The sequence below is a fragment of the Microbacterium profundi genome (genome assembly GCF_000763375.1).
Taxonomy (GTDB): Bacteria; Actinomycetota; Actinomycetes; order Actinomycetales; family Microbacteriaceae; genus Microbacterium; species Microbacterium profundi.
Genome location: NZ_JPSY01000003.1, coordinates 327,982 through 344,407 on the forward strand (window position 1 = coordinate 327,982; position 16,426 = coordinate 344,407).

At 66.0% G+C, this 16,426-nt stretch carries 18 protein-coding genes; 7 read left to right on the forward strand and 11 right to left on the reverse strand.

The window, feature by feature from the left end:
* Positions 1–17 precede the first annotated feature (17 nt).
* Complete coding sequence (gene rplS, locus JF52_RS0114300; protein WP_033107360.1) at positions 18–362, reverse strand: 50S ribosomal protein L19; 345 nt, start codon at positions 360–362, stop codon at positions 18–20.
* 166 nt (positions 363–528) lie between these two features.
* Positions 529–1,035, reverse strand: a complete 507-nt coding sequence (locus JF52_RS0114305; RefSeq protein ID WP_033107361.1) for a hypothetical protein — start codon at positions 1,033–1,035, stop codon at positions 529–531.
* A 116-nt stretch (positions 1,036–1,151) separates the two neighbouring features.
* Between JF52_RS0114305 and map the strand changes: the two genes are divergently transcribed.
* Positions 1,152–1,934, forward strand: coding sequence for a type I methionyl aminopeptidase (gene map, locus JF52_RS0114310; protein WP_033107237.1), 783 nt, complete (start codon positions 1,152–1,154; stop codon positions 1,932–1,934).
* Between the two features lie 104 nt (positions 1,935–2,038).
* Here map and JF52_RS0114315 read toward each other — a convergent pair whose 3' ends face one another.
* Together JF52_RS0114315 and JF52_RS0114320 are read right to left on the reverse strand one after the other, a co-directional pair.
* The gene (locus JF52_RS0114315) at positions 2,039–2,254 is read right to left on the reverse strand and encodes a class I SAM-dependent methyltransferase (RefSeq protein ID WP_033107238.1); all 216 of its coding nucleotides are present in this window, start codon (positions 2,252–2,254) and stop codon (positions 2,039–2,041) included.
* 37 nt (positions 2,255–2,291) lie between these two features.
* Positions 2,292–3,890, reverse strand: coding sequence for an ABC-F family ATP-binding cassette domain-containing protein (locus JF52_RS0114320; RefSeq protein ID WP_033107239.1), 1,599 nt, complete (start codon positions 3,888–3,890; stop codon positions 2,292–2,294).
* A gap of 174 nt (positions 3,891–4,064) precedes the next feature.
* Between JF52_RS0114320 and JF52_RS0114325 the strand changes: the two genes are divergently transcribed.
* The 4 genes from JF52_RS0114325 (at position 4,065) to JF52_RS0114340 (ending at position 8,089) form a co-directional block, all read left to right on the forward strand.
* Complete coding sequence (locus JF52_RS0114325; RefSeq protein ID WP_052167057.1) at positions 4,065–4,730, forward strand: DedA family protein; 666 nt, start codon at positions 4,065–4,067, stop codon at positions 4,728–4,730.
* A gap of 5 nt (positions 4,731–4,735) precedes the next feature.
* Positions 4,736–6,013, forward strand: coding sequence for a sensor histidine kinase (locus JF52_RS0114330; protein WP_052167058.1), 1,278 nt, complete (start codon positions 4,736–4,738; stop codon positions 6,011–6,013).
* Entirely contained in the window at positions 6,010–6,678 is a 669-nt protein-coding gene (locus tag JF52_RS0114335) for a response regulator (protein ID WP_033107240.1), read from the forward strand. Before JF52_RS0114330 ends, JF52_RS0114335 begins: the two co-directional genes overlap by 4 nt.
* A 100-nt stretch (positions 6,679–6,778) precedes the next feature.
* Positions 6,779–8,089 carry an acyltransferase family protein gene (locus JF52_RS0114340; RefSeq protein WP_052167059.1) on the forward strand — a complete coding sequence of 437 codons (1,311 nt, stop codon included), beginning with the start codon at positions 6,779–6,781 and terminating at the stop codon, positions 8,087–8,089.
* A gap of 24 nt (positions 8,090–8,113) precedes the next feature.
* On the opposite strand, the gene JF52_RS0114345 is transcribed toward JF52_RS0114340, so the two are convergent.
* The 6 genes from JF52_RS0114345 to sufB are packed head-to-tail and all read right to left on the reverse strand — an operon-like array spanning position 8,114 to position 13,351.
* Entirely contained in the window at positions 8,114–9,271 is a 1,158-nt protein-coding gene (locus JF52_RS0114345) for a MalY/PatB family protein (protein WP_033107241.1), read from the reverse strand.
* Between the two features lie 7 nt (positions 9,272–9,278).
* Positions 9,279–9,608, reverse strand: coding sequence for a metal-sulfur cluster assembly factor (locus JF52_RS0114350; RefSeq protein WP_033107242.1), 330 nt, complete (start codon positions 9,606–9,608; stop codon positions 9,279–9,281).
* A gap of 9 nt (positions 9,609–9,617) precedes the next feature.
* A complete protein-coding gene (gene sufC / locus JF52_RS0114355; protein ID WP_033107243.1) occupies positions 9,618–10,388 on the reverse strand; it encodes a Fe-S cluster assembly ATPase SufC in 771 nt (256 codons plus the stop codon).
* Positions 10,389–10,715, reverse strand: a complete 327-nt coding sequence (locus tag JF52_RS0114360) for a non-heme iron oxygenase ferredoxin subunit (protein ID WP_033107244.1) — start codon at positions 10,713–10,715, stop codon at positions 10,389–10,391. It lies immediately after the preceding gene.
* A complete protein-coding gene (gene sufD, locus JF52_RS0114365) occupies positions 10,712–11,932 on the reverse strand; it encodes a Fe-S cluster assembly protein SufD (RefSeq protein WP_033107245.1) in 1,221 nt (406 codons plus the stop codon). Before sufD ends, JF52_RS0114360 begins: the two co-directional genes overlap by 4 nt.
* Positions 11,933–13,351, reverse strand: coding sequence for a Fe-S cluster assembly protein SufB (gene sufB, locus JF52_RS0114370; protein WP_033107246.1), 1,419 nt, complete (start codon positions 13,349–13,351; stop codon positions 11,933–11,935).
* A gap of 231 nt (positions 13,352–13,582) precedes the next feature.
* On the opposite strand from sufB, the gene JF52_RS0114375 reads away from it, so the two are divergent.
* Together JF52_RS0114375 and JF52_RS16620 are read left to right on the forward strand one after the other, a co-directional pair.
* Positions 13,583–14,701, forward strand: a complete 1,119-nt coding sequence (locus JF52_RS0114375; protein WP_033107247.1) for a COX15/CtaA family protein — start codon at positions 13,583–13,585, stop codon at positions 14,699–14,701.
* 188 nt (positions 14,702–14,889) lie between these two features.
* Complete coding sequence (locus tag JF52_RS16620; protein ID WP_200881031.1) at positions 14,890–15,345, forward strand: tetraspanin family protein; 456 nt, start codon at positions 14,890–14,892, stop codon at positions 15,343–15,345.
* On the opposite strand, the gene JF52_RS0114385 is transcribed toward JF52_RS16620, so the two are convergent.
* Entirely contained in the window at positions 15,291–16,196 is a 906-nt protein-coding gene (locus tag JF52_RS0114385; RefSeq protein ID WP_033107248.1) for a heme o synthase, read from the reverse strand. The two genes, JF52_RS16620 and JF52_RS0114385, sit on opposite strands and share 55 nt — an antisense overlap.
* Positions 16,197–16,426: the final 230 nt, after the last annotated feature.

The window sequence follows — 16,426 nt, forward strand, 5'->3', positions numbered from 1 at the left end:
CTGCGAAGAAGCTGCGATCAGCCGCGCTTCTCCTTGATCTTGGCCTTCTTGCCGCGGAGTTCGCGGAGGTAGTAGAGCTTCGCGCGACGCACGTCACCGCGGGTGACGACCTCGATGTGGTCGATCACCGGGCTGTGCACCGGGAAGGTGCGCTCGACGCCCACCTGGAAGCTGATCTTGCGGACCGTGAAGGTCTCGCGCACGCCATCGCCCTGACGGCCGATGACGATGCCCTGGAAGACCTGGACACGGGAGCGGGTGCCCTCGGTGATGTTCACGTGCACCTTGACGGTGTCACCGGGGTTGAAGTCAGGAATGTCGGAACGGAGCGAAGCCGCGTCGACGGCATCCAGGATCTGCATGATCGTCTCTCTCTGCACTCGCCTCAGGTCGGATGCATGGGATGGAAGGATTACGAGAATGTGTGCTTGACGGCGCGTGATGCGACCGCGGGCTCCCCTGAGGCAGAGCCGGTAACGGCACAAAGATCCATTCTGCCATGGATCCGGCACGGCACCAAAACACGCATCAGCGCTCGGAGGCGGGCTTCTCCCGGATCACGAACACCTCGCTGTCGGCGGGCGCGCGACGGGGGCGTTCGGTCTCAGCCTCCGGCTGCGGAGCACCGACGGTGGGAATCGTGACGCGGATGCCCCCGCCCGCACCGCGCGCCTCGTTCCACAGCTGTCGCAGCGCGAGCCAGAACAGCCCCAGCGCCACCGCGATGGCGGCGGTCAGAAGCAGCGGGAACCACGTCTGCGGATAGCAGCCGACGGCGATCGTCAACGCGTGCCAGACACCGAAGCCCAGCACATCCCACCACGAGAGCATGCGGGTCTCGCGCACCGATGCACGGGCGCGCACCAGCAGAGTGAGGGCGAGCTGACCGATGAACACGGAGGGGATCGCGATGAACAGCACCCAGAGGAATGCCCACCCGCCGGCGTTGAAGATGCCCCAGCCGATCAGCAACCACAACGGCAGCACGACAGCCGCAGGCATGAGCCACCGATAGAACGCGCGTCGCAACCACATGCTGAGATCGTACGACGCTCTCCTGCGCGCACGGCGGGTGTTCGCTGTGAGCATGGACTGCGCGGATCGGACAGGCTGCGCGCATCGGGGAGAATGGAACAGACGAGAGGAACACCATGATCGAATTGCGCACCCCTGCCGAGATCGACGAGATGCGAGCGGCCGGACGATTCGTGGCCGAGGCCCTGGCGACGCTGCGCGATGAGACCAAGATCGGAACGAATCTGCTCTCGATCGATCGCCGCGCGCATGACATGATCCGCAAGCAGGGCGCCGAATCCTGCTACATCGACTACCACCCCTCGTTCGGTGCCAGCCCGTTCGGCAAGGTCATCTGCACCTCCATCAACGATGCAGTCCTGCACGGACTCCCCCACGACTACACGCTTCGCGACGGCGATCTCGTGACACTGGACTTCGCGGTCTCCGTGGACGGCTGGGTCGCCGACTCCGCCGTGTCATTCGTCGTCGGCACGCCGCGCGACGAGGATCTCCGCCTCATCGAGACCACCGAGCGGGCGCTGGATGCTGCGATCACCGCCGCCACGATCGGCAACCGCATCGGCGACATCTCCGCGGCGATCGCCGCGGTGTCGCACGGCGAAGGTTATTCCATCAACACCGACTTCGGCGGACACGGCGTCGGCCGTATCATGCACGGCGACCCGCACATCCCGAACGACGGCCGCGCCGGCCGCGGTTTCCCACTGCGCTCAGGTCTCGTGTTCGCCATCGAGCCGTGGCTGCTCGCCACCACCGACGAACTCGTGACAGACCCGGACGGCTGGACCCTGCGCAGCGTCGACGGCTCTCGCGGCGCCCACTCCGAGCACACGATCGCGGTCACCGAGGACGGTCCCATCATCCTCACCGACCGCTCGTTCCTCGGGGTGAACTGACTCCGAGCGGATGCTGTAGCCGAGGATCAGGTCGCGGTGTAGACGAATACGTCGGTCAGCATCGGGAGCTCGAACTGCTGTGGCAGGCGCGATCCCACGCGCAGTCAGGATCCGAGTGATTCCAGAGCAGGCCGCGCGTCCCGATCAGCGCGCGTGAAGAGAAGTCCGGTGAACTTGCCAGTGCCGGCTCCGAGGTCGAGCACCGTACTCACGCGCGATGGAAGGATCTCGCCTGCGGCGGCATCGGGGAACCCCGGCCGGAACCGGTCGTAGTCCTCGCCGATGTTCTCGAACGACTTCGCCAGCTGCTGCTTCTGCATGCCTCGACGCTAACAGTCACGCGCAGCGCGCAGCGCGTTACGCGAGTTCGATCAGGTCCTGGTACTCCTGGCTCCAGATGTCCTCAACGCCGTCGGGCAGGATCAGCACGCGCTCGGGGTTGAGTGACTGCACCGCGCCAGGGTCGTGCGAGACCAGCACCACGGCGCCCTCGTAGTGCGCCAGAGCGTCGAGGATCTCCTCGCGCGATGCAGGGTCGAGGTTGTTCGTGGGCTCGTCGAGCAGCAGCAGATTCGCGGATGACACGACAAGGGTCGCCAGCGAGAGTCGAGTCTTCTCGCCACCGGAGAGGACTCCTGCGGGCTTCAGCACGTCGTCACCCGTGAACAGGAACGAGCCCAGTACGCGGCGCGCCTCCATCTCGGTGATGTGGGGCGCAGCCGACACCATGTTCTGCAGCACTGACCGCTCGACGTCGAGGTTCTCGTGCTCCTGCGCGTAGTAGCCGATCTTCACGCCGAAGCCGGGCTGCAACTCCCCCGTGTCCGGCTGGTCGACGCCGGCCAGCATTCGCAGCAGGGTCGTCTTGCCCGCACCGTTGAGTCCGAGCACGACGACCTTCGAACCGCGGTCGATCGCGAGGTCGACATCGGTGAAGATCTCTAGCGAACCGTAGGACTTCGACAGGCCCGTCGCCATCATCGGCGTCTTTCCGCAGGGTGCGGGCTTCGGGAAGCGCAGCTTGGCCACGCGGTCGACCTCGCGCACGTCATCCAGACCGGCCAGCATCTTCTCTGCACGCGCCACCATCTGATGCGCAGCGGCGGCCTTCGACGCCTTGGCTCCGAAGCGAGCGGCCTGCTGCTGCAGCGTCGTCGCCTTCTTCTCGACGTTCGCGCGTTCCTTCTTGCGGCGCTCCTCGTCGGCGACCCGCTGACGAAGGTAGTTCTTCCAGTTCATGTTATAGATGTCGATGTTCTGCCGGTTCGCGTCCAGGTAGAACACCCGGTTGACCGTCTCGCCGACGAGTTCGACATCGTGACTGATCACGATCAGCCCGCCCTTGTAGTTCTTGAGGAACTCACGCAGCCACACGACGCTGTCGGCGTCGAGGTGGTTGGTCGGCTCATCGAGAATCATCGTCTGGGCATCGGAGAACAGGATGCGCGCGAGCTCGATGCGTCGGCGCTGACCACCGGAGAGGGTCGAGAGCGGCTGGTCGAGGATCCGGTCCGGCAGCGAGAGGTTGTTGGCGATGGAGGCCGCCTCCGCCTCGGCGGCGTATCCGCCGAGTCCCTCGAACTGCTCGGTGAGGTTGCCGAATCGGCGCATCGCCTTGTCCGCGACCTTCTGGTCGTCGGAGGCCATGTCCTCGGCGGCCTTGGTCATCCCGAGCTGGATCGTGCCGAGGCCACGTGCGTCGAGGATGCGCGTGCGTGCCAGCATCTCCGGGTCACCGGTGCGGGGGTCCTGCGGGAGATACCCGAGTTCGCCGGACTTAGTCACTTTGCCGTCCGAAGGAAGCAGGTCGCCCGCGAGCACCTTCGTCAGAGTGGTCTTGCCGGCGCCGTTGCGACCGACCAGACCGATCTTGTCGCCGTCGGAGACGCGGAACGACACGCCGTCCATGAGGAGGCGGGCGCCAACGCGAATCTCGAGGTCGTGCACGGCAAGCACAGCAATGGTCCGTTTCGTCAGGGTGGGAAGTTGACCGATGGGCCAGCCTCTCAGTATAGGTCGGCTCGTCTGTCAGGACGCCCACAGCAGCACGTACAAGACACCTCCGGAGTATGACGAAGTCGATACCTGAGGGTGATGTGAGCGTACCCGGCCGATACGTACGTTCTACGGGTGGACATCATCAACGACCTCATCCTCCAAGCCGCCGCCTCTCCGTGGCTCTACCTCGTGATGTTCGCGACTGCGGTGATCGACGGCTTCTTCCCGCCCATTCCGAGCGAGACCGTACTCGTCGCCGCAGCAGCCGTCGCGGCATCCACCGGCGAGACGAACATGCCGCTGCTGATCGCCGTCGCAGCCCTCGGTGCGATGATCGGCGACAACATCGCGTATGCGATCGGTCGGTCGGTCGGCACCACGAGATTCACTTGGATGCGCCGTCCCAAGGTCGCGGCCGCGTTCGAACGCGCACAGCGCACTCTCTCGCGCAGCGGCGCACCGCTCATCCTCGGTGCACGCTACATCCCGATCGGTCGGGTCGCGGTGAACATGTCGGCTGGCGCTCTCGGCTACTCGTGGCGACGCTTCCTGCCGCTCAGTGTGGTCGGCGGGATCATGTGGGCTGCGTACAGCGCCGGCATCGGCCTGCTTGCCGGCCGCTGGCTCGAGGATCAGCCGCTGCTCAGCGCGGTCTTCGGCGTAGCCTTCGCCCTGGTGCTGGGCTTCGCGATCGATCGGGTGGCAGCGGCGATCCGCCGACGCCGCACCGTTGTCGATTCCGGATCCGCCGCAGACGACGAGGTGCGCGCCGTCGAGCCCGCAGGGGTGACAGGATGACTCCCATGAAGGCCGCCCGACTCGAGAAGCGCGAGCTGAAACGCGACAGGAAGAACGACAAGCGCGAGCAGAAGGCGCGCGACAAGGCAGCTCGCCGTCCGCTCGACCGCCGCACCGTCATGATCGTGATCCTCTCGGCTGTCGCCGTGACGCTGTATTCGGTCGCCGTCCCCGTGCACGTCGCCCTGTACGCGAGCCCGGTGCCGGTCATGATGCTGCTCGCCGCCGTCGCGGTGGCTGCGGCCCTGGTCGGCGTCAAGTATCCGAACCTGGCGATCATCATGTTCACCGTCGCCGCAGTGCTGATCCCTCTCACGATCAGCAGAGACGCTGCAGTCCAGGCGCCTTGGCCGTGGTCGGTGCCGATGCTGATCACCTTCGCCGTCGCCGTCGCCGCTCTCACGTTCCAGCACGGGTGGCGCCATGGACTGATCATGCTGGGGTCGGGCACGGCATCAGGACTCGTGGCGTCGATCATGCTGCCGACCGTGCCGAGCGCGAACTCACTGATCGTCACGACTTCGGTCGTCGGCGGAATCTACCTGATCGCGGTGCTGCTGGCAGGAAGGCTCCGTCTGGGTGACGAGCTCACCCGTCAACGTGCGCACACCGCCGAAGAGCAGGCACGGCGCGAACTCGTCGAGGAACGCACCAGGATCGCCCGTGAACTGCACGATGTGGTCGCGCACAGCATGTCGGTGATCCAGGTGCAGGCCTCCACAGCGCGGTACCGACTGCCTGATCTTCCTGCCGATGTCGCCACCGAGTTCGACGATCTGGCGGCCACGGCCCGCTCCTCGCTCACCGAGATGCGGCGACTGCTCGGTGTCCTGCGCACGGAGGACCAATCCGCTGAGCTCACCCCGCAACAGGGGATCGGCGACATTCCGGCGCTCGTCGACAGCATCCGACGCGCCGGTGTCGACGTCGGGCTGGAACTCGTCACCGCCGACGTCACCGCGGCGCCGGGGAGTGTTCAGATCGCCGCCTTCCGCATCGTCCAGGAAGCACTGAGCAATGCCGTGCGGCACGCCCCAGGCTCCCGTGTCTCGGTGAGCGTCCGCACCGATGACACGACGATCCGCCTTCGCGTGCACAATTCGACCGCGACAGACGAGGCCGCCGGTTCGTCAGGCGCTGCGCAGTCCGCAGGGCACGGCCTTCGGGGCATGCGGGAACGGGTCGCCCTGGTCGACGGTACTCTTGAGGCCGGTCCGGGTGCGGACGGCCGCTGGACGGTTGCTGCTGTGCTTCCGTGGGTGTCGAAGCAGGAGAGCATGTGAGCATCGAAGTCCTCATCGCCGATGATCAGGCGATGGTGCGCGCCGGCTTCGCCGCGCTCCTCGACGCTCACGAGGGGATCACGGTCACCGGCCAGGCCTCGGATGGCGCTGAGGCCGTGGCGCTCGCAGCCAGGCTCGATCCTGACGTCATCCTGATGGACGTCCGGATGCCTGAACTCGACGGGATCGAGGCGACCAGGCGTATCCTCGGCCCCGGCTACCCCGCCGCCAAGGTGCCGCGCATCCTTATGCTCACCACGTTCGACATCGACGACTACGTCTACGACGCGCTGCAGGCCGGCGCCAGCGGGTTCCTGCTGAAGGACGCTCTGCCGGAAGAACTCGTGCACGCGGTGCGCGTGATCGCCGCGGGTGACGCGCTGCTGTCTCCGAGCGTCACCCGGCGGATGATCGCGCAGTTCGCGGCGCAGAAGCCGCGCACCACAGCATCCGGCAATCTGCTCGCCGAACTCACCGACCGCGAGCGAGAGGTCCTGGTCCTCATCGGACAGGGCCGCTCGAACAATGAGATCGCCGCGAACCTGTTCATCGCCGAGCAGACCGTGAAGACGCACGTCGGCAAGGTGCTCGCGAAGATCGGCGCGCGCGACCGCGTGCAGGCCGTGATCTTCGCCTACGACACCGGGCTCGCCGAACCAGCCTGAGAACTCCGTACTGCGGTAGGGGTCACGACGAACCCGCAGGTTGATGCGGCTCGACCCGCCGGATGAATAACCTCCTCGAACACCCACCGAGGAGGACTTCATGGCCATCGCAGAACCGCGATCGAGCAGCACCAGAGCGACACGCGACACCGGCATCGATCTCGTCCGAGCGCTGTGCGTGCTCGGAGTCGTCCTGCTGCACTCGATGATGGTGGGCGTCACAGTCACCGACTCCGGTCCTCTCTTCGCCAACGCCAGTGACGGATCCTGGTGGATCACTCCGCTGAGCTGGGTGCTGCAGGTCATGCCGCTGTTCTTCGTCATCGGCGGATTCGCCGGATACACATCGCTGCGGCGCGCGCAGCAGCGCGGCGGCACCGCGAAGGAGTTCGTGGCGGCTCGCATCCACCGGCTCGTCCTGCCGGCCGTCGTCACGATCGGCGTCGTCGGCATCGTGCTGACAGTGCTTCTCGCGAACGGGGTTCCTGCTGATCTCGTGGCGATCGCCGGTTATCGCTACGGGCAACCGCTCTGGTTCCTCGGTGTCTTCCTGCTGTGCCAGGCTCTGCTGCCGCTGTTCGCGGCCGCGCACCGACGCGCCCCGTGGATCACGATCACTCTGATCGTCGCCGCGGCCGTGGCGGTGGATGCCGTGCGCAATGCGACTGGGATCGACGGCGTCGGCTTCGTGAACCTCGCGTTCGTCTGGCTCGCACTGCAGCAGCTCGGCTTCTTCTTCGCCGAGGGCCGGATCGACGCTCTCACCCGCCGCACACGGATCGTGATCGGAATCTCCGCCGTCGCCGCCCTGGTGACCACGTTCCTCACGGGCACCTACTCCCCCGACCTGATCGCGAACATCAACCCTCCCACTGCCTCTCTGCTGCTGGTCGGAGTCGCGCACACCATGCTGCTCTCGATCCTGCGCGATCGCGTCGCGTCGTGGAGCCGACTCCCCCTACCCAGCAGGTTCCTCACTTTCGTCACCCCACGTGCGATGACGATCTATCTCTGGCACATGCCGGTGCTCCTCGCGATGGCCGGCGCATCTGCGGTGTTCGCCATGACGACCGGCATCGCTCTGCCCGAGCCCAGCAGCATCGAGTGGTGGATGACGAGGCCGCTGTGGCTCGTGACCGTGGTCGCCTTGACCGCGGGCATCGCCTTCCTGCTCGCCGGGATCGAGGCACGACGCATTCCCACGCCCACGCGTTCTGCAGGTCGGCTGGTCACCGCGAGTGCGGTGGGCACCGTCGCCATCGTCGGACTGCTGGTCGTCGGCACGACGCCTGTGACGGCATCGGTCGCGGTGGTGCTCCTCATCGCCTCACTGCGACTTGCCAGGCCGGGTCGCGGCGACTCGGCCTGGCAACTCGCAGCTCCGACACCACGGGCACGGGTTCAAGGGTGATGCAGAAGGCGTAGAGGGATGCCGTCACACGTCGCGAAGCGCGGCGATGCGGGTGACGGCCTCGGTGAGGATCTCGGGACTGGTGCCGAAGTTCAGGCGCGCGTGACCGGCGCCCTCTGCACCGAACGCGAGCCCGTAGTGCAGTGCGACCTTGGCCTCGCGGAGGATCCTTCTGGCAGGGTTGTCACCCCAGCCGAGCTCAGTCAGATCGATCCAGGCGAGATATCCGGCGTCCGGCATCCGATAGCGCGCACCGGAAAGGTGCTCGGCCAGCAGGGTCGCAAGCAGGCGGCGGTTCTCGTCGAGGGTGTCGAGCAGCCCGTCGAGCCATCCGTCGCTCTCCTCGCTGAACGCGGCGACGGCGGCGAGAAGACCGAACTGCCCCGTGCGCCACTCCACCTCGATCGGCAGGGAACGCACGACCCGCGTCGGACCATCGGATGCTGTGACGATCAGCGCGCACTTGAGGCCGGCGAGGTTGAACGCCTTGCTCGCACTGACCACTGCATAGCCGAACTCGCGCGCAGCATCCGAGATCGCGAGAAATGGCGTGAATCCGGCGTCCGGCTGGGCCAGAGGCGCATGGATCTCGTCGGAAACCACTGTCGCGCCGTGAGCAGCGGCCAACTCGGCGAGGGCTGTGAGCGAGGCCACGGAGTGCACAGTGCCGGTGGGGTTGTGCGGGCTGCAGAGCAGAATCGCGCGTGCGCCTTCTTCCAGCGCACTGCGGATGCCGTCGAGATCGATCTCCCATGCCGTACCTGTGTCGCGCAACGGCACCCGCTCGACGACCGCGCCGGCCTCTTCGACGAGGTCGTAGAACGGTGGATAGACCGGCGGCATCACGATCACGCGGTCACCCGGCGTCGTCACGCGTCGGAGGATCTCCACGATGCCCATGCTGACGTCTGCCGTCGACCGCATGCGCGCGGGATCCGGCGACCAGCCGAACCGACGTGTCGCGAATTCCGCGTAGGCGGCCGCGAGCGGTGTGCGCGAGGCGACGTAGCCGGTGTCGCCGGTCTCGACGGCGCGACTCAGCGCCCGCGTGATCGCCGGCGCCAGCGGAAAATCGGTCTCGGCGACGAACAACGGCAGCACATCGGCGGGATACTCCCGCCACTTCTCGCTGGTGCGCTCTCTGAGCTGCTGCAGAGGGAGTGCACGGACCTTCGTGCTCACGGCACCGTCAGATGGCGAAGCCGAGCGCGCGCATCATGTCGCGCCCGTCATCGGTGATCTTCTCCGGACCCCACGGCGGCATCCACACCCAGTTGATGCGGAACCGATCGACGACCGAGTCGAGCGCCTGCGCCGCCTGCTCCTCGAGCACATCGGTGAGCGGGCAGCCTGCGCTCGTCAGCGTCATGTGGATCACGAGGGCGTCGTTCTCGTCGTCCCAGGCGAGATCGTAGATGAGTCCGAGGTCGACGACGTTGATCCCGAGCTCGGGGTCCATCACGTCCTTGAGAGCCTCGGTGACCTCATCGAACTTCTCTGGAGCAAGAGTCGCGGTCATGCGATCAGCCTACGCCTCGATCGGGGCAGCGGGGTCGAGGAAACGGTCGTATCCCTCGTCCTCGAGCCGGTCGGCGAGCTCCGGGCCGCCCTCTTCCACGATCTTCCCCGCGACGATGACGTGCACGAAATCGGGGCGGATGTAGCGGAGGATGCGGGTGTAGTGCGTGATCAGCAGGACGCCGAGGCCCGTGGACTCCTTGGCGCGGTTGACGCCCTCGGAGACGATCTTCAGAGCATCGACGTCGAGGCCGGAGTCGGTCTCGTCGAGGATCGCGAACTTCGGTTTGAGCACCTCGAGCTGAAGGATCTCGTGGCGCTTCTTCTCGCCCCCGGAGAAGCCCTCGTTGACGTTGCGCTGCGCGAACTTCGGATCCATGCGCAGGTTCGCCATGGCGCCCTTGACGTCCTTGGTCCACGAGCGGATGGCTGGTGCTTCTCCGTCGAGCGCGGTCTTGGCCGTACGCAGGAAGTTCGTCACCGTGACGCCGGGGATCTCCACCGGGTACTGCATGGCGAGGAACAGGCCGGCACGGGCACGCTCATCGACGGTCATCGACAGCACGTCCGCGCCGTCGAACGTGATGGAACCGCCGGTGACGGTGTACTTGGGGTGACCGGCGATCGTGTACGCCAGGGTGGACTTGCCCGAGCCGTTGGGGCCCATGATGGCGTGCGTCTCACCCGTGTTCATCGTCAGGGTGATGCCGTTGAGGATCGGGGTGGTCCCGGCCTCGGTGTCGACCGTGACGTGCAGGTCGCGGATCTCGAGAACAGACATTCAGACTTCCTTAGTTACAGTCGGATCGATGAGCACGTCGTCGCCGTCGATCTGGACGACGTAGACCGGTACGGGCTCATATGCGGGGAGATTCTGGGGGATGCCGGTGCGCAGCGAGAATGCGGAGCCGTGAGCCCAGCATTCCAGCGTGTCGCCTTCGACGAAACCTTCGGACAGCGAGATCTCGCCGTGGGTGCAGGTGTCGCCGATGGCGTGCACCTCGCCCTCGGAGTCGAGCACGACCGCCATCGGAACGCCGTCGAGCTCCACCCGCAGCGGGGTGTCCTGCTCGAGTTCGCCCAGGCCGCAGGCGCGCTGTGCGCTCACTGGTTCACCGCCGCGAGTTCGGTTTCGATCGCGCTGAGCAGCTCCTCCTCGAGGGCAGGGATGCCGAGTCGCTGCACGACGTCGGTGAGGAAGCCCAGCACGACGAGGCGTCGTGCCTCTTCTTCCGTGATTCCTCGTGCCTGCAGGTAGAACAGCTGCTCATCGTCGAAACGACCCGTCGCGCTGGCGTGTCCTGCACCGAGGATGTCGCCGGTCTCGATCTCCAGGTTCGGGATCGAGTCGGCGCGAGCACCCTCTGTGAGCACCAGGTTGCGGTTCGCCTCGTAGGAGTCGGTGCCGGTGGCGTTCGCGCCGATCAGCACGTCGCCGATCCACACGCTGTGCGCGCTCTCGCCCTGCAGTGCGCCCTTGTAGAGCACGTCGCCCTTGGTGTGGGCGCCCTTGTGGTGCAGATAGACCTGGCTCTCCAGGTGCTGTCCGGCATCGGCGTACGAGAGGCCGTAGAGGTAGCCTTCGGATCCGTTGCCCGCGAGTTCGACGTTGGGGTTGACCCGGACGAGGCCGCCGCCGAAGCTGATGACGAAGTGCTTGAGCACAGCGTCGTTGTCGACGCGGGCCTGGTGAGATGCCGCGTGCACGGCGTCGTCGTCCCACCGCTGCACCGACACGACCGTCAGCCGGGATCCGGCACGCGCGATGATCTCGACGTTCTGCGCGTACTGCGCCGATCCGCGGTGGCGGAGGATCACTGTGGCGGAGCTGTGCTCGAGCGCCTCGATGACGATGTGGCCGTCAGCGCGCTTGTCGGCTCCGTGCCCGGTGATCGTGACGAGGATCGGTTCTGCGATCTCTTCGTCGCGAGGGACACGCACGTGCAGAGCCTCGGGCGAACCCTGCCAGGCGACTGCCGAGACGATGTCCTCGGAGAGGAAGTGCTCGCCGCGAGGCGCGGTGCCTGCGGACAGGGACTCCGCGATGTACTGCTCGCCCGTCGTGATCTCGTGGGACACGCCGTCGTTCTGCGCGGCGACGCTGAAGAGCCCGGAGAGACGGTCGACCGGAGTGTGCTTCCAGTTCACCTCTCGTCCGGTCGGCGTGCCGAACTCCTCCGGCTCGAATGAGCGCGGACGTGCAGATCGGGTCTGCACCGGGACGAATCCGGCAGCGGCCACCTGGGCTGCGGGGTCGATGTGCGCGCCCGCCTGGGGCGCGTTCGTGTGCTGCGCCTCGCTGGGCGCTGTCGTCGAGGCCGCCATTTAGCCGACCGATCCTTCCATGCCCATTTCGATGAGCTTGTTCAGTTCCATGGCGTATTCCATCGGCAGTTCGCGCGCGATCGGCTCGATGAAGCCGCGCACGATCATCGCCATCGCCTCGTCTTCCGGCATCCCGCGGGACTGGAGGTAGAAGAGCTGCTCTTCACTCACCTTCGAGACGGTCGCCTCATGGCCGAGCTGCACGTCGTCGACTCGGATGTCGATCGCCGGATATGTGTCGGAGCGGGATTTGGTGTCGACCAGCAGCGCGTCGCAGCGCACCGTGTTCGCGGAGTGATGGGCGTTGGCGTCGACTCGGACCTCACCGCGGTAGCCGGCACGGCCACCGCCGCGGGCGATCGACTTGGAGACGATCGAGGACTGGGTGTACGGCGCCATGTGGATCATCTTCGCGCCGGCGTCCTGGTGCTGGCCGGGACCGGCGAATGCGACCGAGAGCGTCTCGCCCTTGGCGTGCTCGCCCATCAGGTAGATCGACGGGTACTTCATCGTCACCTTGGAGCCGATGTTGCCGTCGACCCACTCCATGGTGGCGCCCTCATGGGCGACAGCACGCTTGGTCACGAGGTTGTAGACGTTGTTCGACCAGTTCTGGATCGTCGTGTAGCGAACGCGAGCATTCTTCTTCACGATGATCTCGACGACGGCGGAGTGCAGCGAGTCCGACTTGTAGATCGGAGCGGTGCAGCCCTCGATGTAGTGGATGTAGCTGTCTTCGTCCGCGATGATCAGGGTGCGCTCGAACTGGCCCATGTTCTCGGTGTTGATGCGGAAGTAAGCCTGCAGCGGGATCTCGACGTGCACGCCCTTGGGGACGTAGACGAAGGATCCGCCGGACCAGACGGCGGTGTTGAGGGCTGCGAACTTGTTGTCACCGGCCGGGATCACCGTTCCGAAGTACTCCTCGAAGAACTCCGGGTGCTCGCGCAGCGCGGTGTCGGTGTCCATGAAGATGACGCCCTGTGCTTCCAGGTCCTCGCGGATCTGGTGATACACCACTTCGGACTCGTACTGCGCCGCGACTCCGGCGACGAGTCGCTGACGCTCTGCCTCGGGGATGCCGAGCCGCTCATAGGTCTCTCGGATCTCGACGGGAAGGTCTTCCCAGGACTGCGCCTGCTTCTCCGTCGAGCGGACGAAGTATTTGATGTTGTCGAAGTCGATGTCGCTGAGATCTGCGCCCCACGTCGGCATCGGCTTGCGTCCGAACAGTGACAGACCCTTCATGCGGGTCTTCAGCATCCATTCGGGTTCGTTCTTCAGCGCGGAGATGCCGCGCACGACGTCCTCGGAGAGGCCGCGTTTCGCGATGGCTCCTGCGGCGTCTTCATCGTGCCAGCCGAACTCATACACCCCCAGACTTTCGAGTTCCGGGCGATCGATCAGCACATCCGACATCACACTCTCCTTGTCAGGCCTCAACGGTGTCATCCGCCCCGACACCTCCTGGCCCGTTCGAGTCGACGGGTGTGGGTGCCGCTGGTGGGCCTCATCACGGACGCATTCTTCGCGCCTAAACTGTTGGTGATGCACTCTGCGCTTTCCGCAGGCATCGCAACAATCCGATTCTACAGGTTCCCCCTGACAAACGGGCCGCGCCCGTGCGCTCGGGCGCGGGCCGGAGGACACATGCCCGACACTGCAGCGCCCGCCGCCACTTCACCGTACGAAGGTCGAGGGGATCCTCGCCTCTCCGGATTCGGGCGGCCGCTGCGAGTGCTGGCGTGGCTGTCGTTCATCGCCGAGGTGATCATCATCGGCACCGGCGGCGCCGTGCGCCTGACCGGATCCGGCCTCGGCTGCTCGGAGTGGCCGCTGTGCACGCCGGAATCGCTGGTGCCCATCTACGAGGTTCAGGGCATCCACGGAATCATCGAGTTCGGCAACCGCACGATGACCGGCGTCGTCGGCCTGCTCGCTCTCGCGGTGCTGCTGCTGACGCTGCACGCGATCGGCGGTCGTCGCCTGGTCATGCGGGCGGTGTGGTTCGCCGTGGGTGGCGTCGCCGCCGCTGTCGTCGCCTACCTCGTCACCGACCCGTTCGGCCTTCCCGCATTCGGCTTCGCGTCCGGTGCTCTGCTCGTCGCCGTCGTCGTCGCCGCAGTGGATTCGCTGCGGCTGACGACGCGGAGACGGGATCTCTCCACGCTCGCCTGGATCGTCCTCATCGGAGTCATGGCGCAGGCAGTGGTCGGGGGCCTTGCCGTCCTCAGCGACCTGAACCCGTTCATCGTCGGGTTCCACTACGCGTCGTCACTGCTGCTCGTCTGCGTCACCGCCGCCTACCTCGTGAGGCTTCAGGAATCCGGGGCACCGCGCGAGCGCGTCGTGCCGCAGTGGTTCGCGATCGGGTCGCATATCACCGGACTCGCGTTGGCCGTGACAATCTTCTTCGGAGTGCTCACCACCGGATCGGGACCGCACTCCGGCGATGCGAACGTCGTGCGGGACGGCTTCGACGCCACGATCCTCGCGCACGTGCACTCGTGGCCCGGATATGTCCTCGCCGCTCTGGTGGCAGCGCTGACGATCACCGCGTGGGTGCAGCGGCTCGCACCTCGTCGCTGGTTCCTTGTGCTCGTGCTCGCCATCCTGGTGCAGGTCGCCGTCGGTATCTGGCAGGCCCGCGCGGGACTGCCGGGGCTGCTAGTCGGCATCCACATGGTCCTCGCCGCGCTCTCCGCCGCGGCCTACACGGTGACGGTGATGCACCTGAAGCGCCCGGTCGATGCCGACGTCGCGCGATGATCGGCGCGGCCAGCCTCGCTGCCCGGCATCCCATGGGTTGCCGGAAGGATCTCGCGGGTTGAGCTCGTCGTGAACCCGCGAAATCCTTCCGGGATCAATCTCACGTCGATCCGGACTGCGCATCACGCACAGGCTCTGCACAGGTCGCGCATAGCGTATGCATCAACGCGTCCCTGAGGCTTGTCGACATGAAGAAATCACTCACACGCAGCATCTCGTACTGGTTCCTGCTCGTCCTCTCTCTCGTGTCCGCCGGAGTGGGCGCGTGGCTGATCTCGGACAACGCGAGCATCATGACGGCCAAGCTGCTCGACGGGACGGCGACCGGCGTGGAGGTCTACGTCGGTCAGCCGATGATCGTCGTCGGAGCCGTACTGCTCGGAGCCGGCGTGATCGGAGTCCTTCTCGCCCTGGCCCTCGCCGCAGCCAAGTCCTTCGTTCCTGCCGCGGCGCCCGTCGTCGTGGAGCCGATCGACTGGGCGGCAGAGACTGCACCCGCGACCGACGCTTCGACAGACTCTGCGACGGACGTGGATGCGTCAGAGAAAACGACCGACGATGCCTCGGAAGAGGATCGAATTGAAGAAGATCAGAACGGCAGCAGCGGGTCGACGGCGACAGCGACGAATATCAGCGTCAGGTAGGTGATGGAGGCGTGGAACACCCGCATCGGACGCGGGTTCGTTCCACGCACCGCCTGCGAGTACAGCCGGTGCGACTCGTAGACGAACCAGCCGCCGAACACCACGGCGGACACGGAGTACACCAGCCCCATGTCGGCGACGGGAATCAGCAGCAACGAGCAGGCCAGCGTCGCCCACGCGTACAGAATGACCTGAAGGCCGACCTGCGACGCGTTGCGCGTGACGCCGAGCATCGGAACGTCAGCGCCCTGGTAGTCGTCGCGGTATTTCATCGACAGCGGCCAGTAGTGCGCCGGCGTCCACAGGAAGACCAGCGCGAACAGCACGATCGCCGGCCAGGCGACGTCTCCCGTGACGGCCGACCAGCCGATCACCACCGGGAAGCAGCCGGCGATGCCGCCCCAGATGATGTTCTGCTCGGTACGACGCTTGAGGATCATCGTGTAGATCACGACGTAGAAAAAGATCGCAGCGACCGACAGCGTCGCCGTCAGCCAGTTGGTGGTCGCCAGCAGCCAGATCGTGGATGCCACAGCCAGAGTCCAGGAGAAGATCAGTGCCGCTCGCGGCGTGATCTCGCCGGTCACGAGCGGGCGCTTCTCGGTGCGATGCATCTGCGCATCCATGTCGCGATCGAGGTACATGTTGAACGATGCCGCGGATCCGGCGCTCATCGAGCCGCCGATCACGGTGGCCAGGACGAGCCAGAGGTTCGGCATGCCCCCCTCGGCGAGGAACATGACCGGAACGGTGGAGACGAGCAGAAGCTCGAGCACACGGGGCTTCGTCAGTGAGACATACGCCTTGATCGTTTGGCCGATCGGCCGTTTCGCCGTCGTTGCCTCGGACATAGTCGAGATATCGATCGCCTCCCAGCGCACACTCCGCCAACTGCTCCAGTCTAGTGCAGGCGCCGCACAGGCCCCGCGCACGCCAGGCGTCGAGCCCTGCGCGGCAAGAGAAGGAAATGAAGCATCGTGGATCCGGACACGACGCTATGCTGAAACCACTCGCGCGCCCGGCGCTGTGCTCTGTCCGTGACGATGCGGAGGCGCAGGGAATCCGGGCGCCCTCGTAACCG